This is a genomic window from Flavobacterium sp. TAB 87 (assembly GCF_001529295.1).
Taxonomy (GTDB): Bacteria; Bacteroidota; Bacteroidia; order Flavobacteriales; family Flavobacteriaceae; genus Flavobacterium.
In genome coordinates this window covers 659963-681262 of sequence record NZ_LLWK01000038.1, presented here as the reverse complement: position 1 = coordinate 681262, position 21300 = coordinate 659963, and the positions used below count along the sequence as shown (strand labels likewise).

Annotated in this window: 12 protein-coding genes and 2 tRNA genes; 8 read left to right on the top strand and 6 right to left on the bottom strand. The window is 36.1% G+C overall.

The window, feature by feature from the left end; genetic code table 11:
• Positions 1–15: 15 nt before the first annotated feature.
• The 6 genes from AP058_RS15055 (at position 16) to AP058_RS15030 (ending at position 9532) form a co-directional block, all read left to right on the top strand.
• Positions 16–981 carry a FecR family protein gene (locus AP058_RS15055; RefSeq protein ID WP_066312702.1) on the top strand — a complete coding sequence of 322 codons (966 nt, stop codon included), beginning with the start codon at positions 16–18 and terminating at the stop codon, positions 979–981.
• Positions 982–1084: 103 nt separating this feature from the next.
• On the top strand, positions 1085–4453 hold the full coding sequence (locus AP058_RS15050; RefSeq protein ID WP_066312700.1) for a TonB-dependent receptor: 3369 nt from the start codon (positions 1085–1087) through the stop codon (positions 4451–4453).
• Between the two features lie 10 nt (positions 4454–4463).
• On the top strand, positions 4464–5882 hold the full coding sequence (locus tag AP058_RS15045; RefSeq protein ID WP_066313528.1) for a RagB/SusD family nutrient uptake outer membrane protein: 1419 nt from the start codon (positions 4464–4466) through the stop codon (positions 5880–5882).
• 2 nt (positions 5883–5884) lie between these two features.
• Complete coding sequence (locus tag AP058_RS15040; RefSeq protein ID WP_066312698.1) at positions 5885–6925, top strand: dipeptide epimerase; 1041 nt, start codon at positions 5885–5887, stop codon at positions 6923–6925.
• Entirely contained in the window at positions 6918–8276 is a 1359-nt protein-coding gene (locus tag AP058_RS15035; protein ID WP_066312695.1) for a serine hydrolase, read from the top strand. Before AP058_RS15040 ends, AP058_RS15035 begins: the two co-directional genes overlap by 8 nt.
• On the top strand, positions 8273–9532 hold the full coding sequence (locus AP058_RS15030; RefSeq protein ID WP_197413411.1) for a DUF819 domain-containing protein: 1260 nt from the start codon (positions 8273–8275) through the stop codon (positions 9530–9532). The genes AP058_RS15035 and AP058_RS15030 overlap by 4 nt, the downstream gene beginning before the upstream one ends.
• Positions 9533–9593: 61 nt before the next feature.
• Here AP058_RS15030 and AP058_RS15025 read toward each other — a convergent pair.
• The 6 genes from AP058_RS15025 to dnaE form a co-directional block, all read right to left on the bottom strand.
• Positions 9594–9667 (bottom strand) — tRNA-Asp (locus AP058_RS15025).
• A gap of 320 nt (positions 9668–9987) precedes the next feature.
• Positions 9988–10061 (bottom strand) — tRNA-Asp (locus AP058_RS15020).
• A gap of 86 nt (positions 10062–10147) precedes the next feature.
• A complete protein-coding gene (locus AP058_RS15015) occupies positions 10148–11074 on the bottom strand; it encodes a DUF58 domain-containing protein (protein WP_066312687.1) in 927 nt (308 codons plus the stop codon).
• 135 nt (positions 11075–11209) lie between these two features.
• Entirely contained in the window at positions 11210–11527 is a 318-nt protein-coding gene (trxA, locus tag AP058_RS15010; protein WP_066312685.1) for a thioredoxin, read from the bottom strand.
• Positions 11528–11835: 308 nt separating this feature from the next.
• On the bottom strand, positions 11836–12801 hold the full coding sequence (locus AP058_RS15005) for an outer membrane beta-barrel protein (protein ID WP_066312683.1): 966 nt from the start codon (positions 12799–12801) through the stop codon (positions 11836–11838).
• A gap of 475 nt (positions 12802–13276) precedes the next feature.
• On the bottom strand, positions 13277–17806 hold the full coding sequence (dnaE, locus tag AP058_RS15000) for a DNA polymerase III subunit alpha (protein ID WP_066312681.1): 4530 nt from the start codon (positions 17804–17806) through the stop codon (positions 13277–13279).
• A 331-nt stretch (positions 17807–18137) separates the two neighbouring features.
• On the opposite strand from dnaE, the gene AP058_RS14995 reads away from it, so the two are divergent.
• Both AP058_RS14995 and leuC read left to right on the top strand, forming a co-directional pair.
• The gene (locus AP058_RS14995; protein WP_066312678.1) at positions 18138–19376 is read left to right on the top strand and encodes a DUF2254 domain-containing protein; all 1239 of its coding nucleotides are present in this window, start codon (positions 18138–18140) and stop codon (positions 19374–19376) included.
• A 512-nt stretch (positions 19377–19888) separates the two neighbouring features.
• Positions 19889–21283: a 3-isopropylmalate dehydratase large subunit gene (gene leuC / locus AP058_RS14990; RefSeq protein ID WP_066313522.1), complete on the top strand. Its 1395-nt coding sequence runs from the start codon at positions 19889–19891 to the stop codon at positions 21281–21283.
• Positions 21284–21300: the final 17 nt, after the last annotated feature.

Below are 21300 nucleotides of genomic sequence, written 5' to 3'. Positions count from 1 at the left end.
GAATAAATAGCCAACATGACCGAACTCGATTTAATACACTTTATAGATAAAAAAGGCGATGTTCTTTTTGATAAAAAAGTGATCGCTTGGATACAATCGTCTGCAGAAAATCAAGCTTTTTACAACCAAGTAAAAGCAAAGCACGTTATTGCTACTCTGGATGTTTCTTCAGAAAAAATAGATCCTGCCGTTCCATTTAATGTCTTTAAAAAGCACACTAAATCTAAAAACAAAACCATACGCTTATTTTTACAACGCGCAGCAGTTTTGCTTCTTCCGCTGGCATTAGTCACTTACTTCTATTTTTCTTCTAAAAATGATGTGCACGCAACAAAGCGATATTCGTATACTACAAAAGCAAAAGAACAACGAAAAGTTACGCTTGCCGATGGAACATTTGTTTGGCTGAATGCCGAAAGTAAAATTGTTTTTAGCGACACTTACAACGAGAGCGAAAGACGAATCAAACTGTACGGCGAAGCATTTTTTGATGTTACCAAAAACAAACAAAAGCCTTTTATTGTTGAAACCGAATCGGGAATTGACATTAAAGTTCTGGGAACCAGCTTTAATATCAAATCTTATGCTGATGAAAAAAGGTTGGAAACTACTTTAGTTACTGGCAAAATAGAATTAAAAAACAAAGAAGCCGTTTTATCTACCTTATTGCCCAAACAACAAGCCGTTTTTTTTAAATCAGAAAAAGCACTGAGTATAAACACGGTTAATACCTCGAATTTTACTTCTTGGAAATCAGGAACATTACTTTTTAATGAAACGCCTCTCAAAGAAGTTGTACTGAGCTTGGAACGCTGGTTTGGAGTCAAAGTCAATATTGCCTCTAAAGAATTTTACAACTATTCGTTTTCCGGCAAAATTGAAAAAACAAATTCTATTGAAGAGATTATGAGAATTTTGGAAGTTTCATCCAATGTAACTTGCGAGTTTGATAAAAAAACCAATCAAATGACCATTCGATAAACAAAAAAAAGGGAGAGTGCTCGACTACTCTCCCTTAAATAAAAAGGCTTTTCGCTAACTAATTTTCAAAACAGAGTACTAACAAAAAACCGAGGTTAAAATTATGAAAAAAAAACGGACCAAAACGAACCCTACCAGAATATGCTCGTATTCGGTAGACAAATTTATTAGAGTAATGAAACTATCTACTTTAATTGTTGCATTAACAATTTTTAAAATTTCTGCCAGTAGTTTGCCCAGCTACGGACAAAAAATAGCCATTGATTATAAGAAAACACCGCTCAAGCAAGTAATCGCGGCTATTGAAGAACAAAGTAATTTTTCTTTTTTCTACAATACCGAACTAATTAACGACAATGCGCTTATTAGTGTAAAAACTTCAAGCGATAAAATTGATTCTGTTTTAGAAGAAGTCTTTAAGGGAACGACTATTTCCTATAAATTAATGAATACTAAAATTATTCTTTACAAAAGAAGTTCTTCTAAAAGTGAGGCAAATAATATCGCAGAAATCAGCATCGTTCCTACCACAGTTGTGCAAGAAAAAGTTACTGTAAAAGGAACAGTTTTAGATGAAGGTAAAGTTCCGCTTATTGGTATCAATGTCGTTGTAAAAGGAACTACCAACGGAACTCTTACCGATATGGATGGAAATTTTTCGCTTCAGGCAAACTATGGCGATCAAATTGAAATAAGTTATCTGGGAATGAAAACCGAAACTAGAACGGTTACTAGAGAAACCACTGTTTTTAAAATTACGATGCTAGCTGAAGTCAGCAATTTAAACGAGGTTATCGTTGTTGCTTATGATAAGCAAAGCAAAAGTTCGTATACTGGTGCCGCTACAAATGTCGATGTTTCTAAAATTAGCGAAACGCCTGTTGCCTCCTTTCAAGAAAGTTTACAAGGTAACATTGCGGGTGTTCAAATGTCATCTGCAAGTGGACAACCAGGCTATTCTCCTCAAATTAGAATACGAGGAGTAGGATCGATCAATGCCAACTCAGATCCTTTGTACGTTGTGGATGGAATTCCAGTTGTTTCTGGAAATATTTCTACCATAGCAACGAGCTCAAATACCATTGCAGGCATCAATCCAAAAGATATTGCCAACATTACTGTTTTAAAAGATGCATCTGCGACTTCCATTTATGGTTCTAGAGGAGCAAACGGTGTTATACTTATAACGACCAAGAGAGGGAAATCTGGTAAAACAAAATTCGACTTTAGTACGCAATATGGTGTGAGCGATATGATTACTGCAGACAGAAATAAACTACTTACTACTCCCGAAAATTTAGAATTATTAATTGAGAGTAGAGTGAACACAGGCGAAAGTTTTGAGCTTGCACAAAAGTACATTTATGATCGAGTAGACGAGTCGGTTAATACCGATTGGCAAGATGTGATTGGAAGAACTGGACAATACAAGCAATACGGCATTAGCGCTAGTGGCGGTAGTGAAAAAACTAATTTTTACAGTTCACTAGGAATTTTTGACCAACAAGCGGTTATTATTGGGGTTGATTATAAAAAATTAAACGCCAAAGTAAATGTGGATCACAAAGCCTCAGAAAAACTCTCACTAAACTTTGGACTGGCAGCAAGCAACCAAATATTACATACTATTGATGAAGCTGGAAGCGCCAATAATCCGGTAAGAGCAATGACAAGAGAAGTGCCTTGGCAGCCGGTGTACAATGCAGACGGAACATACAATACTGATATTTTGCTAACTTATAATCCGGTAGGAATTGCTAAGGAAAACATTCGTGAAACGAAATTATACGGTATTTTAGGAAACATTGGTTTAAATTATGATTTTACAAAAAACCTAACTTTTGAAACTAAAGCAAATGTAGATTTTAATTTATCAGATGAATTTCAGTACGACAATCCTTATTTTGGTGAAGGAAGAAATGATGGTGGACGCGGTAGAGCTTCTGACAACATTATTTTAAACTGGAACGTAACCAACTTATTAAAATACAACTGGGAAATTAATAACACTAACAACGTTAAGTTCTTACTCGGTCAAGAGGCACAAAAAATTAACGCTAATTCGACTTATGCTTATGCTAGCAATTATGGTGCGCCAGGTTTAACTACTTTAGACAATGCATCTGTGTACCGCGATGCTTCGAGTACAAAAACTGCTTCGTCGTTGTCTTCTTTGTTTTTTAATATCAATTACGGTTTAGCCAACAAATATTTCTTTAATGCTACTGCCAGAAGAGATGGTTCTTCTCGCTTTGGTTCGGATGTTCGTTATGCTAACTTTGGTTCTATCGGATTGGGATGGGACATTCAAAAAGAGGATTTCATGCAAGACGTTTCTTTTGTAAATAAACTGAAATTTAGAACAAGTTACGGTATCAATGGAAACCAAGAAATTGGTGATTTTGCTTCCCGTGGTTTGTATAGCACTGGAGACAATTATAACGAACAACCTGGTTATACATACAGTCAACAATCAAATCCGAAGTTAACATGGGAAAAAAATAAGCCGTTTAACGTTGGATTAGATTTTCAGTTGTTCTCTATTTTCTCGGGAACTTTAGATTACTACACAAGAACTACTACCAATTTGCTTTTTAAAGTTCCTATTTCGGCCACAAACGGACTTACAAGTTATTTGGATAATATAGGGGAAATGAAAAATAGCGGAATTGAATTTGCGTTATCTGCTTACATTTTTGATATTCCCGATCATTTTTCATGGAAATCAGATTTTAATATTACGACTAATACAAACGAAATATTAAAATTACAGAACGATGAACCAATTATTGACAACAATTACATTAGAGAAGTTGGTGGTGATTTTTATACTTTTTATATGCCAGGATACGCTGGAGTAGATCCTGATAACGGAAATGCTTTATGGTATACTGACGCTACTAAAACTGCTACAACAAATAACTACAGCAAAGCCGAACCTTTTAAGCAAGGAAGTGCGCTGCCTAAATATTATGCGGGTCTAACCAATACGTTAAGCTATAAAAATGTGAGTCTATCGTTTATGCTGTTCCTAAATTCAGGAAATAAAGTGTACGATACATGGGGCAGATATACCAGCAGCGATGGTAGTGCTAAATTAAATGACCGTGGAAATCTAACTCGTAAAATATACGAAAACAGATGGCAACAACCTGGTGACATTACCGACGTTCCTAAAATGGTTTGGGGAAATACGCAATCTGGTTTATCAAACCAACACTCTACCCGTTTCTTGTCTGATGGTACTTATTTGAGACTAAGAGACATTACTTTGGCGTATGAATTTCCAACAGATCTAACGAATAAACTAAAAGTAAGTTCTATTCGATTGTATCTCAAAGGAACCAACATGGCAACTTGGACCAAGGACAAAGGTTTGGAAATTGACCCAGAAGTAGGAATTGATGGCGTAGCCAATCTAAGAATTCCTATAGCAAAACAAATTTTAATGGGACTTGATTTTTCATTCTAAAACTAAAAATATGAAATTAAAATATAAAAATATACCCGTACTACTAAGCATGATGTGTCTAGGTTTAACGTCTTGTAGCGACAGCTTTTTAGACATCAAACCCGAGCAAAATGTTGCAGCAGAAGATGCAGTAATTGACTTGGTAACCTTGCAAACTGCCATAAACGGAATGTACAGCAAACTGCAAGACAGCGACTATTATGGTCGAACGATGTATGTAATTCCAGAATTAATGGCCGACAACTTGTATTTAAGCTCTAGAAATACGGGAAGATATTTGGAGTTTGAAAACTTTGTAGTCTCCGACAGAAATACCTACGCAGAAGGCACTTGGAATCAGATTTACGAAGTAGTTGTAAATGCTACCCGAGCCATTGAAGGCGGTAAATTGATTGAAGTTACCACAGCAGAACAGCAAAAAAAGATCGATCAACTTGTTGGCGAAGCGTACACTGTACGTGCATTAGCACACTTTGATTTGGTTCGTTTGTATGCGCAACCGTACAATTTTACAGCCAACGCAACCCACGCAGGAGTACCTGTAGTTACTGCAATAAATACAAATCAAGTTTCTCCCTCGAGAAATAACGTAAGCGAAGTCTACACACAAATTAATAGTGATCTTGCGCAGGCGCTTTTGCTAATGACCAACCAAAAAGCAAGTGGTTATTTTTCTGTAAGCGGAGCCAAAGCATTAGCTGCTCGCGTAGCACTTTATCAAGAAAATAATCTAGAGGCAATAAAGCAAAGTACCGAGGTCATTAATACGAGTGCATACAGTTTAATGACGAATGCAAATTATTTGAAAGTATGGAATACCGCTTTCAATTCTGAGTCCATTTTTGAGATTGTAAACACTATCGCAGACAGTGAAGGCACCAATAGTTTGGGGCATTTTTTCAGTGTTGCGGGTTACGCTGATGCGTTAGTAACTACTGAATTATTGGGATTATACGACAGCAATGATATTCGCAAATCAGTGATCGTGCAAGGTGCAAAGCCAGGAGCAGAAAAAAATGCATTATTTGTTGGAAAATTTCCTAACGGTACCAAAAGCGATGATAATATCAGACTATTTCGTTTGGCTGAACAGTATCTAATTAGAGCGGAAGCATACGCGAAAGAGGGCAACGATATATTGGCGCAACAAGATTTAAATTTAATCGTAAAAAGAGCACAACCAAATGCTACCACTATTACAGACACAGGCGCAAATTTACTAGACCGAATTTTACTAGAACGCAGAAAAGAGTTGGCTTTTGAAGGACATCGTTTATTCGATTTAAATCGAAATAAAAAAAATGTAAACATCATTCAATCAGAAAATGCGGTCCTTGTTAATTATCCAAATGATAAATTTATTTTACCTATTCCGCTTAGCGAAATAAATGCAAATCCAAATATCAAACCTCAAAACAACGGGTACTAAAAATGATATCAATAACCCTAAAACCTTACCTCTTAAACAAAAAACATGTTTTTAGAATTGCTGGAGGCGCACGAACAAATACACCAATCGTACTTGTACAGTTACAATTTGAACACTTTGTAGGATACGGGGAGGCTTCGATGCCTCCTCTCTACGGAGAAACAATTGCCTCAGCTGTACATTTTGCAAAAACATTTGATTTTTCACCATTTGAAAGTCCGCTTGAAATTATCAAAATTCTGACAGCTGTAGACAACCACGCCTGCGGAAATACAGCTATAAAAGCTGCTATTGATATTGCATTGCACGATCTCATCGGAAAAATGGTAAAAAAACCATTGTATCAATACTTTAATCTTCCAAAAAAAGATTTAAAAACGAGCAAAACAATCGGAATAGATTCTTCTGAAATTATTGAAAAAAGAGTCGAAGAAGCTGCTGAATTTCATTATTTAAAAATAAAATTGGGCGGAGACAACGATGAAGAAATTATTAAAGCTGTTCGAAATGTAACCAACAAACCGTTGTTTATAGACGCAAATCAAGGTTGGACAAATAAAGAACGGGCGTTGGAAAAAATAGATTGGCTTAAAGAAGAGGGCGCTATTTTTATAGAACAACCCATGCCAAGAACAGCTTTTACCGATATGGAATGGTTGCTTTCAAGAAGCTCTTTACCGCTCATAGGAGACGAAGGCGTTCAGCGTTTAGAAGATGTTAAAAGGGCGGAAAATTTTTATCACGGTGTCAACATTAAATTAATGAAATCTACCGGGTTGCAGGAAGCTTTTGCTATGGCAAATTTGGCAAAATCACTGAATTTAAAAATTATGTTAGGTTGCATGTCGGAGACTTCTTGTGCAATTAGTGCAGCTTCACATTTGGGCGCTATGGCAGACTGGATCGATCTCGATGGTAATTTAGCCGTGACCAACGATCCTTTTGTAGGACACAAAGTCAACAATGGATACATAGAACTCAACGACAACTACGGAATTGGACTAATACACCCCAATTGGGAAAAAATTAAAGCGTATGAATAATGTATTTTCATCATTTCTTATCTCGGTTAGCTTGCTGCTTTTTAACAACTGCCAAGAGATAAAATCCCAAATTAAAAATAGTGAAAACAGCGAGGTGCAAAATGATACGTTAGACGCGTATTTCACAAAATTGCACAAAGCAAAATTATTTAATGGAGCAGTTGCAATAAAAAGAAAAGGAAAAGTAATTTTTAAGAAAGGATACGGTTTCGCTAATATGGAGAAACAAACTTCCTTTTTACCTTCCACCGCAATGGAAATTGCTTCAGTTTCAAAACAATTTACCGCGACGGCAATTTTATTATTACAGCAAGACCATAAATTAAAAATTACAGATCCGATTGCTAACTATTTAGGAACTAGTTTTCCGTATAAAAATATTACTATTCAGCACTTATTAACACACACCTCTGGACTTCCTGATTACGAATCGCATTTTAAAAAAAATTGGGACAGCACAAAAATTGCTTATAATAAAGACATTCTAGATTTTTTTAAAAAGAATCATCCCGCAATTGTAAGTGCTCCGGGTAACAAATATCAGTATTCAAATACCGGTTATATTTTACTAGCAGAGATTGTAAACGCAGCCAGCGGAATTACTTTAGAACAATACTTGCATGAAAAGATTTTTAAACCCATGAAAATGGATCAAACTTTCTTTATCGGAAGAGATAGTATTTGGAATAAAGCAGATTATGCTCCAGCGTACATGATCGATATTCGAAATTGTAATTATGTTGCTCCAGAAACTTTACCTAATAAAAAGTATTATCACTTTTTAAGCGGAAGACTAGGTTCGGGAAGACTATCCTCATCGATAGACGATTTAATTAAATGGGATGACTTTTTGTACAATTCTGAAATTTTAAATTCCGAATCAAAAGAACTTGCTTTTACTCCACATCCTCCAACTGCAGAGAAATCAGATTATGGTTTTGGTTGGCATGTTTTATATGACAGCGCAAACGGTAAAACCGTATATCATACCGGAAGCTGGGCAGGAAATTTAACCTATATAAAAAGAACTTTAAATTCTAAAAATTTAGTGGTTTTATTAAATAATTCCAACTCGCCGTACATGAAGGAGATTCGCACTACTTTGGACGGATTTCTCTTAGGTAAAGCATTAGAATTTCCAAGTATAAAAGGGGAGGAATTATTTCAAAATCAAGCATGTTTTTTAGCGCCCGAATCAATCCAAAGTTGGTATAAAGCGAATCAATATGCCAAATGGGATGTTAAAAAACTACGCGTACTACAAAAAGAGTATCTTGCTTTTGGAGAAAACTCTAAAAGCAAATTGCTCCAATTATTAATTAAACAAATAGATAAAGACGCCAAAAAATGATCGAAAAACACGCTCCTTTAATTACTAATGATGCCGTAGTACTTGGGATTTTAATTACTATTTTAGGAATTATTTTTATAACCTCATCCAGTAACAAGCCGTTCTTCAAAAAATTATATACTATTGTTCCTTCCGTTTTGTTGTGTTATTTTTTGCCTGCTTTATTAAATACATTCAATGTAATCTCAGGAGAAACTTCCAATTTATACGCCATTGCTTCACGCTATTTGCTTCCAGCAAGTTTAGTTTTATTGACCTTAAGTATTGATTTTAAAGAGTTAAAAAAACTAGGGAGCAAAGCGGTGATTATGTTTCTAGCTGGTACAGTGGGCGTAATAGTTGGTGGTCCTTTGGCATTTTATATTGTTGTTAGCTTCTTTCCCGATGTTGCTTTTTCTAATGGCGAAGAAGTTTGGAGAGGTTTAACGACCATCGCAGGAAGCTGGATTGGTGGTGGCGCCAATCAGACAGCGATGTTAGAAGTTTTTGGAGCCAGTAAAAGTTTGTTTGCTCAAATGATTGCTGTCGATGTTCTGGTGGCCAATTTATGGATGGGAGTTTTACTTTATTGGTCGCAAAAGCCAGATCGCATAAACAAATGGTTGCGTGCCGACAATGCACCAATTTTAGAACTAGAGAAAAAACTTCAGGAAAAACAATCTGGGAAACAATCTATCGTAACGTCAAAATCGCTAATGATTATATTGATGGTCGCTTTTGGAGTCACGGGATTATCGCATTTTTTATCTGACATTCTAGCACCATTTTTTGCAACCAACTATCCCGAGTTAGAAAAATACTCTTTAACAAATTCCTTTTTCTGGTTAGTTGTTATTGCAACCACAATTGGCGTAGCCTTGTCTTTTACAAAAGCAAGAGAAATTGAATCGTACGGAGCGTCTAAAGTTGGGACCGTTTTTCTTTATATTTTAGTAGCAACTATTGGCACGCACATGGACTTGGCTGCCATATTTGATAATCCTTTACTATTCTTAATTGGAATAATCTGGATTTGCATACACATTATTATTATGATTATTATTGCTCGCATTATTAAAGCACCATTCTTTTACATAGCCGTCGGAAGTCAAGCCAATATTGGTGGCGCTGCCTCCGCTCCTATTGTTGCCGCAGCATTTAGTCCCTTTTTGGCACCGGTTGGCGTGCTATTAGCCGTTTTAGGATATGCGTTGGGAACGTATGGTGCTTATGTATGTGGATTGCTTTTGCAGGAAGTGTCTCGCTTACTCACGTAGCGCATTTATATTGTTAGTTAAACGAAAAAGCCTCTCATTTCTGAGAGGCTTTTTTAATAAGCGGTCTGGACGGGACTCGAACCCGCGACCCCATGCGTGACAGGCATGTATTCTAACCAACTGAACTACCAAACCTCGCTTTATTGTGGTGCAAAAATACAACAGAACTTTGATTCTACAAGCATTTAAAGCACTTTTAAATCATTTAAAAACGTTAAATTTTTAACAGTCTGATTTCTATCAAAATACAAAAATAAAAGGTGTGTTTTCATTAAGTCGAAAAAATCAAAAAGGTTATAAATCAAAAAAGCCATCCCTAAAAAGGGAAAGCTTTCCATCGGTTTAACTACTAAACCAGCTACGAGTTACAAATTCGTAGCAAACAACACAACTAATCTTAAATACCCTTAGTGGGCAAAAAAGCCTTTCATTTCTGAAAGGCTTCCCCAATATTGCGGTCTGGACGGGACTCGAACCCGCGACCCCATGCGTGACAGGCATGTATTCTAACCAACTGAACTACCAAACCTCTGCGTTATTGCGGTTGCAAAGATAGTATAGAATTTCATTTCTGCAAGTCTTTTTAGTAAAACTTTTAAATAATAAAATCAACACCTATCCAAAGCTTTGTTTATCAACCAAATAGGTCGTTATTATTTTTTCAAAATTAGCACCAACGTTCACAGGAACGTATTTAATTTTGTTCTGAGCGCAAGTGAGAGCCAACCGCTTAAAATAACTTTCAGCTTCTTTCTTGTAGGCTTCTTTTATAGTATCTGCAAAAACTGCTACTTCTTCGCCAGTTTCTAGATCAATAAATTTACGCGGTGCATTATCAAAATCGAACTGCAATTCGGTTGTGCCATCAACGACATGAAACAAGATCACTTTGTGCTTGTTGTGTTTTAAATGTTGTAAAGCGTTAAAAAGTGCTTCTTCATCTTCTGACTGAAACATATCCGTAAATAAGATAATCATCGAACGACGGTACATTTTCTCGGCAATCTGATGTAAATACATAATCGTATCTGTTCGTTTTTGCTTTCGAGAAACTTTCAAAAGTCCTTCGAGCGTACTTAACAACATTCTGTGATGCCGATCGCTGCCTTTTTCGGGCGCGTAATACTCATAACTATCCGAAAACACACTTAGACCAACAGCGTCTCTTTGCTTCTTTAAAATGTTCATTAAAACAGCCGAAGCCAAAACCGAGAAGCCAATTTTACTTTCATAAAAATTTTGATTCGCCTGCAATTCAGGATAATGCATCGAAGACGAGTTGTCTATAATAAGATGACAACGCAAATTAGTCTCTTCTTCGTACCGTTTGGTATACAATCGATCGGTTCTAGCAAATAATTTCCAATCGATATGTCGCGTGCTCTCGCCAGGATTGTAGACTTTATGCTCGGCAAATTCTGCCGAAAAGCCATGAAACGGACTTTTATGCATGCCCGAAATAAAGCCTTCAACCACTTGATTGGCTACAAGCTCGAGATGCTGAAAACGAGAAACTTTTTCTAATTGCGATTCAATCTTCATCTCTCAAATGTATTTAAAAAGATTCAAAAATTAAAAGAATGATTGACTTAAACCAACCATGCTCTTTCAACTTGATGTAGTAAAACAAAAAAGGCCTAACTTTCGCTAGACCTTTTTGAATTCTGTACTTTTAGATTACAACAAAGCATCTAAGCTATCAGCATACGTTTGCTTTGGAGCAACTCCAACTTGCTTGCCAACTACTTCTCCTTTATGGAAAACCAATACTGTTGGAATATTACGTACACCGTATTTTGCAGCAAATTCTTGGTTTGCATCAACATCAACTTTACCAATAACAACTTTACCTTCGTATTCGTTACTTAATTCGTCAATGATCGGCCCAACCATTCTACATGGTCCACACCAAGCTGCCCAAAAATCTACCATTACCGGTTTATCTGATTTCAAAACTACTTCGTCAAAAGTAGCATCTGTTATTGCTAATGCCATATCCTTATTTTTTTTAATGTTTAAAACTGTAATTTACTAATTATTTAAATAAATCATATGCAAATTTAAATATTTTATATCAAACACACCCTATCTCCAAATTAGTTTTCACTATAAAAGTATTGCAAAACTCTATACTAAGATTAGCTTAAACAAATTCGATTGCTTTTTTAAGGAGCGACTTCCTGCTATTCGCTGTATCTTTTGTGCCGAACCCCGGCACAAAAGGATGCCGCTGCTATCAGGGCTAAAAAAAAAAGAGACTGCCGATTGACAATCTCTTTTTTCATTTATTTGGAGGCAAAGTATTATAGACTATATTTCAATCCTAGTGTTAAACCAAGACCAGAAATTCCAACATAAGAGCTTAACTCATCCATTGGTTTAGTATCGTCAAAGCTAGTAGTATTAAAATCATCGTTGTTAGAGCTTCCATTCAAAGATTTTACATAATTACTGTGAATCGCAGCATAAGAAGCCTCTCTAAAAGTAGTAGTAGTATTCAATTTATCTACACCATTCTCTGTATAAACTTCCGTTTCTTTTGTCTTACCATGAACAGTGAAGTTACGGTACTCCAATTCAGCAAAAGCAGAAATGTTTTTACCCAGCTTATACGAAGTTCCTAATGCTGCCATAAATCCTACAGTAGGATTCGGCTTAACTACATCTTTCGAATATGCATCAGTATTTGCAACTTGATTTGCACCTACAAATGTTGAATAAGCCCTATCAGTTTTGATAGTTAAATCGCCATGAACAGGTACAATTACACCAACTTTTGTGTAGGGTTCAAATCCGTTAGCTTCTCCTAAGAAAAGCACTAAAGAAGGAGCTAAATCAAAAGCTCTAATTTGACCTTCAGCATCAAAATTTAAATAGGTTGCTGCGGTAGTCGTCGGATTGTAGGCAATCAATCTATTTGTAGTTTGAGCCATTGTTTTGCTAGCGCTTGAGTAATAGTTGATCCCCATCTCTACTCCTAAACGAGTATTAAATCGGTAACCAGCAGTTAAACCTGTTCTAAAACCTTCTCCAAAAGATCCTGTAACACTTTCTCTTGATGCTAATTTATTAGCTCCAGGTCCACCAACATAAACATCTCTATTTGGAAGCTGTCCACCAACAACTGGAAATTCCGTTGAAGCAGTTTGCATAAAGTATGATCCACCAAGTTTAAAATACCAGCTTTCATTCTTCTGTGCATCATCAGATTGTGCAACCATTGACATAGAACACGCAAATAATCCAGCTATTAATAATTTCTTTTTCATAATGTTATTGATTGTTAAGTTCATACAAACATAAATAAATAAAAACAATGTTATAAGAGTTAAAAAAACGTTTTCGTAACAATTACCAATAAAAAGACTACTTCCGTTAAAACTATGCGTGCATACTATATTTTTTAACTAAAAAAATAATTATTTTATAAAATTTTAACTTTTGCAGAGAGTCTGTTTACCCATAATAGCACAAACACTCCTTTAAATTAACAAGAAATATACAATAGTACGTATATCACTTACGCTACGAAAGACTTCCTATTCCTCGACATAGATAGTCTTCGAGAGACAGAAGTAAGTTAAAAATAAAATTAAAATATCTTATGGCTACCCAATTGGCCAAATTGACCTGAAAATGCGAGAACCGCTCTAGCTACTAATCACCACTAAAACAGAAAAGCCATAACACTAAACTGTTATGGCTTCTATTTATTTATATAATAACGTATTCTAACTGCTGCACTTAATTCAATTTAAAATTAATTTGCATTTTCTCTAATTCTATCAGTAATTCCGTCGAAATTTTCACTTTCAATTTACGACTTGGCATCGTTAATTTGGTTACTACATTAATTTCTTCGACTTCAGTTAACTGAGCAACTTTGGTTTGCGCCAAAGTATCGCTGTCTTCGTTTTCATCTTCAAAAACTTCTTGTTCTTCTTCGGAATATTCAGTTGTAGTTTCCACTAACTTCTTAATTTTTTCCAGTTCCATGATTTCAAAAGTCACGGTATTATCACCCTTATATTCTGAAAACAAACGATTCAAATGATGAATAAAATCGGCATCTAAATCTTTAATATTTAATAAGAGCACCAGCTTTTTAGCAAAATTTTCTAATACATCTTGCAGCTGTTTTACCTCAGTAAACTGAATTCTAGGATCGGATTTTTTACCTGTATCTTGATTGGTCCAACCTTCTTTAACCAGAACTTTTATAAATGTAAAATTATTTTGGATCAAGAAATGTCTGAATTTCAAATATTCTTCGCCAAAAATTCTAAATTCAAAACTTTCATCATAACCTTCTAAGTTGAACATAGCCCAGCCTTTTCCGTTCTTCGCGACACGATGTTGTACGTTGTTTATAATTCCTGCAAAAGTGAGCGATTTGGTCACATATTGTTCCAAATTCCTCAAAGCCTCCAGCCTTGCATTGCAGAAATATTTCATTTCAAATCTAAAATCATCCAAAGGGTGACCAGAAATATAAATACCAACAACCTCTTTTTCTTTGGCTAGTTTTTCCATCGTGCTCCAATCCTCGCAAGGCGGAACCACAGGCTCGGCAATTTGCACATCGCTACTTTCTCCGAACAAACTTACTTGTGCTGAATTTTCATTCTCTTGGTATTTGACGCCGTATCGAATTGCTTTTTCATAAAAAGTAACACCATCGCCTTCATCATGAAAATATTGTGCTCTTGTAGTTCCAACAAAAGCATCAAAACCGCCTGCTAAAGCCAAGTTTTCGATTGCTTTTTTATTAGCAGCACGTAAGTCAATGCGTTTGGCCAGATCAAAAATCGATTTGTATTTTACCTCTTTTCTGGTATCGACAATTGTTTTTACCGCATTAGCTCCTACTCCTTTAATCGCTCCCATTCCGAAACGAACCGCATAATCATCATTTACTGTAAATTTATAAAAGGACTCATTAACGCAAGGACCTAAAACTTGTAAGCCCATGCGCTTGCATTCTTCCATAAAAAACGAAACTTGCTTGATATCGTTCATATTATTACTAAGCACTGCCGCCATATATTCAGCAGGATAATGGGCTTTTAAATAAGCGGTTTGGTAAGCAATCCAAGCGTAGCACGTCGAGTGTGATTTATTAAATGCATAACTCGCAAAAGCCTCCCAGTCTTTCCAGATTTTTTCTAAAATTTTCGCATCATGTCCTTTTTCGACAGCTTGTGCTACAAACTTAGGCTTCATTTTATCCAAAACTTCTTTCTGCTTTTTACCCATTGCTTTTCGCAAAACGTCGGCATCCCCTTTTGAAAATCCAGCTAAAGATTGTGACAAAAGCATTACCTGCTCTTGGTAAACCGTAATTCCGTAGGTCTCTCCCAAGTATTCTTCGCAAGCGTCCAAATCGTATTTTATTTCTTCTTCGCCATTTTTTCTTCGAACGAAAGAAGGAATATATTCAATTGGTCCTGGACGATACAAAGCATTCATTGCAATTAAATCTCCAAAAACCGTTGGTTTAAGATCCTTCATATATTTCTGCATTCCGGGTGATTCGTATTGAAAAATACCAACCGTTTCTCCTCTCTGGAACAACTCATAGGTTTCTGCATCATCGATAGGAAATGCATCTGGATCCAGCTGAATTCCAGTTCTATATTTGACCAACTTAACCGTATCTTTTATCAACGTAAGGGTTTTCAAACCCAAAAAGTCCATTTTTAACAATCCAGCACTTTCTGCAACCGAGTTGTCAAATTGAGTTACATATAGCGCTGAATCTTTGGCAGTAGTTACTGGTACAAAATCGGTAATGTCTGATGGCGTAATAATCACTCCACAAGCGTGAATTCCCGTGTTTCGCATCGAACCTTCAAGAATTTTTGCTTGCTGAATGGTTTCTCCTGCCAAACCATCTTCATTGGCGATGGCAATTAATTCCTTTATATTATCAAATTCGTCCGAACGGAGCGCTTTTTTAACATCTTCTTCTTTCTCCGAAATAAAGCGGGCCAAATTCCATTTGGACGGCATCATTGGCGGAATCAATTTGGCAATTCTATCGGCTTCAAACAAAGGTAAATCTAAGACACGAGCTGTATCTCGAATAGCAGACTTCGTTGCCATTTTACCATAAGTGATAATTTGTGCCACCTGATTGGCTCCGTATTTATTGATCACATAATCCATCACGCGACCCCTACCTTCATCATCAAAGTCGATATCAATATCGGGCATCGACACACGATCGGGATTTAAGAAACGCTCAAAAAGCAAATCATACTTAATTGGGTCGATATTGGTAATCTTCAAACAGTAAGCAACGGCAGAACCTGCAGCAGATCCACGACCTGGCCCAACCGAAACATCCATTTCTCGCGCTTTGGCAATAAAATCCTGAACGATCAAAAAGTAACCTGGATAACCTGAATTTGAAATCGTCAGTAATTCAAAATCCAAACGTTCTTGAATCGCTTCGGAAATTTCGCCGTATCTTTTTTCGGCTCCTACCATCGTAAGATGCCTTAAATAAGCATTTTCTCCACGAACGCCATTATCCTTTTCGTCCTCTGGATTTACAAATTCTGCTGGAATATCATATTTGGGAAGTAAGACATCGCGATACAGCGAATATATTTCGACTTTATCTACTATTTCCTGAATGTTTATAATTGCATCTGGCAAATCCGAAAAGATCTTTTTCATCTCTTTTTCCGACTTGTAATAGTATTCTTGATTCGGCAATCCATAACGGTAACCGCGACCGCGACCAATTGGTGTGGCTTGTTTTTCTCCATCTTTTACGCACAACAAAATATCGTGCGCATTGGCATCTTCTTTATTTAAATAGAAAGTATTATTGGTTGCAATCAGTTTGACCTTGTGCTTTTGTGAAAATTCAATCAAGGTTTTGTTGACGCGATTTTCATCTTCTTGATTGTGGCGCATAATTTCAAGATAAAAATCTGCCCCAAATTGCTCTTTCCACCAAATCAAAGCTTCTTCGGCTTGGATTTCACCGATGTTTAGAATTTTACTTGGAATTTCACCGTATAAATTTCCCGAAAGAACCATGATGTCTTCCTTGTATTTTTCGACAACCGATCGGTCGATTCGAGGCACATAATAAAAGCCACTTACGTAAGCGATCGAAGCCATTTTGGCTAAGTTATGATAGCCTTTTTTATTTTTCGCTAACAAAACAATTTGATAGCCGTTGTCTTTTTTGGTCTTATCTAAATGATTTTCACATATATTAAATTCACAACCTACTATTGGTTTTATTTCGGTTTCTGTAGGTTCTTCTCCCGCTTCTACCAATGTTTTATTTTTGGAAGCCGATGCTTTATTGTGATTCATTACGGAACTCACAAAGTGGAAGGCACCCATCATGTTTCCAGTATCCGTCATGGCAACTGCCGGAAGATTGTCTTTGGCCGTTGCGGCAACTAGTTTTGGAATGGCAATAGTCGATTGCAGTACCGAAAACTGAGTGTGGTTGTGTAAATGAGCAAACTTTGCTGCTCGCAGATCATGCTTTTCTGAATCAGAAATAACCGTTTCCGTCGCAACCGAATCTAATGCTTTTAACTGCGCTCTAATTTTATCAGAAGCAGCTTTAAGATTGATGTGTTTCAGGCCGATTAACCGAATTTCTTTTGGATTTTTATTCTGAAAAGCCTCAAAATAATTAGCCGGAACATCCAATTCTTCCTTGGTAAAAATCTCGCGACGAATCAACTCCAGAAAGCAGCGAGTTGTTGCCTCGACATCGGCAGTTGCGTTGTGCGCTTCAGAAAAAGGAACGTTAAATAAATATTCGTGCAATTCGGTCAATGTCGGCAATTTGAATCTTCCGCCTCGACCTCCTGGTAATTTTAACAAGGAAGCTGTCACTTCTGTACAAGTGTCCAAAACAGGCATCGAACTCATAGGCGAATTCACACCCATACGATACAATTCGGCACCCATAATATTGACGTCAAAACCCAAATTCTGACCTACTATAAACTTAGATTTACTTAAAGCGATATTGAATTTCTCTAAAACTTCTGTCAAAGAGATTCCATCTTGCTGTGCTAACTCAGTCGAAATTCCGTGAATGCGCTCAGCATCGTACGGAATATTAAATCCATCAGGTTTTACCAAGTAATCTTGGTGCTCAATAAGATTTCCCATCTCATCATGCAACTGCCAAGCAATTTGTATGCAACGCGGCCAATTGCTAGAATCGGTTATTGGCGCGTTCCAGTTCTTAGGTAATCCAGTAGTTTCAGTATCGAATATTAGGTACATAATTGCAAATGAGGTAATTGTGATTTGTATAAAACACAAAAAATGAATAGCAAATTTAGCAATTTTTTTCTGCTAATGGAAATGTAAAGCAAATGGTTTTTAACTATTATACCTGATAATACGCTTTCATAAATCGTATTATTTTATGAAGATTTCAATAAATTAAATTTAAAAAAATCGCGTTTAAAATCTAAAAAAACCTTTAATTTAATATCTGAATGAATGTATAATCAAAACAATCTCCTTCAATTATTATTTTTTAACTACCTTAGAAATGCGATAAAGAAAACACTCAATACAACATCACTTTCGTGAACCGTAAACTTAAAAAATGACTGTCAATTTAAATAAAAACTTAAGAATCTATTACAACAAGATAACGGAAAGTATTGCATTTTATCCCGCCGTAATTGCGATCGTATTCTTATTTTTATCTTGGATGATGTTAGAACTTGATTTTTCGTCTTTTGGAAAAGAAATTAAATCCAATATCAAATGGCTGAGTTTAAAAGACGCCAGCACTGCGAGATCTATAATTTCAACAATTGCTGCTGCCATTATATCATTGACTGTGTTTAGTTTCTCGATGGTGATGATCGTGCTCAATCAAGCCGCTTCACAAATGAGCAATCGGGTACTAAATAGTATGATTGGAAACCGCTTTCAGCAAACCGTTTTGGGTTTTTATATTGGCACAATTGTGTATGCTCTTTTTTTATTAAGTACTATTAGAGACATTACTTCCGGTATTTATGTGCCTGCGCTGAGCATTTACTTGCTTATACTTTTGACGGTAATAGACATTTTCCTTTTTATTTATTTTCTAGATTATGTCACCCAAACTGTAAAATACGAAACTGTAATTGATCGTGTTCAGAAAAAAACAATGCAAAACATGCAGGAGAAATGCATTTCAAATGAAGAAGAAAAGATCTCTTGGAACGACTTACCTTATGTCGAGATAAAAGCCGAACGGTCTGATTATTTTCAGGGTTTTAATGAAAAGAAAATACTCGAAATTGCTACAAAGCATAATTTATATCTTAGTTTCTTACATCAGAGAAGTACCTATTTACTGAAAGGAATTGTCTTGTTGCGCCTTTACAGTAAAAATCAAATTGATAAAGAAGTTCTTCTTGAAATTGCAGCTGCAAACGATTTTTATGACGGCCAGCCCATTGACAGAAATGCCGATTATGGCTTCAAACAATTGGCAGAAATTGCAATTAAAGCGCTAAGTCCCGGAATTAATGATCCAGGAACTGCAGTTATTGCGCTGCATTCTTTATCTGATTTACTGTCATTTAGGTTGTACCATACTAATTCTGAATTTTTAACTGACGCGAACGATATTGCCAGAATATATATTCCGTCTTCTTCCTTTACCGAATTAGTAGAAAACTGTATTTATCCGATTTGGAGGTATGGTAAAAAAGACCAATACATTCAGTCTGAAATGAAAAATAGCATTCAGCAACTGCTCGCTGTAGATTATAAAAATAAATATTCTCAACTGTTCGATCATCTGAATAACATCATTCAAAAAGAAATAAACGAGGGAATACTATAAGACAACCCTACAATTACAAAAAACTGGCGCCCTATTTCTTTAAAAAACTCTATTTCAATTTATTTGAACGTCGTAGTATTGCCTTCTCAAAAATTCACATTTTAGGTCGTTTATTTTCTTGGCAATAAACGTAAGTCCAATGCGAAAACTGGATAAAATCCAATATATATATAAGATCACACATCGCTTTTCTGATTCAAGTAACAAAACACAACCTATGACAACTCCTTGTTTTATAGTGTTATAACATCAAATTCAACAAATAACAAAAATGGTTTTTACTTTAATTTAAACTGTTTAAGCTACAAACACACTCCTTGCACTTTAACTATTAGCACACTGTAAACAAACAAGTAACTTTTTGCCTTTTAAAAAACCCAAAAGCTTGGGTATCGTATAAATCGAAATATCGAAATTGACGACACTACATCTTTTTTTTACTTTTGAACTTCGATTATAATGACACCAATAGCACTGTGATTATAACAATTACAATTATAAAAATAAAAAAAATGAGTAAGACATTATTTGACAAAGTATGGGATTCACATGTTGTGCGTAAAATTGAGGATGGACCAGATGTGTTTTTTATTGATCGTCATTTCATTCACGAAGTTACTAGTCCAGTTGCATTTTTAGGATTAAAAACTAGAGGAATCACGGTTTTATATCCAGAACGTACTTTTGCTACTGCAGACCACAATACGCCTACTATCAACCAACATTTACCAGTTGAAGATCCTTTATCTGCCAAGCAATTAAAAGCTTTGGAAGACAATGCGAACGAATACGGAATTTCTCACTGGGGATTAGGACACAAAAAGAACGGAATTGTACACGTGGTAGGTCCTGAAAACGGAATTACTTTGCCAGGTGCAACTATTGTTTGTGGCGATTCGCATACTTCTACTCATGGTGCTTTTGGAGCTATTGCTTTCGGAATTGGTACTTCAGAGGTGGAAATGGTTTTGTCTACGCAATGTATTATGCAGCCAAAACCTAAAAAAATGCGTATTAACGTAAATGGCACTTTAAGTAAAGGTGTAGGCCCAAAAGATGTTGCTCTTTATATTATAGCTCAATTGACTACTTCTGGTGGTACTGGCTATTTTGCGGAATATGCTGGTGATGTTTTTGAAAACATGTCAATGGAAGGCCGTATGACAGTTTGTAATCTAAGTATCGAAATGGGTGCGCGCGGTGGAATGATTGCGCCAGATCAAAAAACTTTTGATTTCTTAGAAGGAAGGTTATATGCCCCAAAAGGTGAAGATTGGACAAAAGCAGTTGCGTATTGGAAAACATTAAAAACTGATGCTGATGCAATTTTTGATACTGAGCTAAATATCGATGCAGCAGACATCGAACCAATGATTACTTATGGTACAAACCCAGGAATGGGAATTGGTATCTCAAAAAATATTCCAACTGCCAATCAAGTGCAAGGTGGAGCAGAAACATACAAAAAATCTTTGGCTTACATGGGCTTCAACGAAGATGATGTGATGATTGGAAAACCAATTGATTATGTTTTCTTAGGAAGTTGTACCAACGGACGTATTGAAGACTTTAGAGCTTTTACTGAAATCGTAAAAGGTCGCAAAAAAGCTGATAATGTTACGGCTTGGTTAGTTCCGGGTTCTCACGTGGTCGAGGCACAAATTAAGGAAGAAGGTCTTTTAGACATCTTAACTGAAGCTGGTTTTGTATTGCGTCAACCAGGATGTTCGGCTTGTTTAGCTATGAACGATGACAAAGTCCCAGCTGGAAAATATGCGGTAAGCACCTCGAACAGAAACTTCGAAGGTCGTCAAGGTCCAGGTTCTAGAACATTATTAGCGTCTCCAATTATGGCAGCAGCAGCGGCAGTTACTGGAAAGTTGACTGATCCAAGGGAGCTTTTCTAGAAATCGACCGCAAAGAC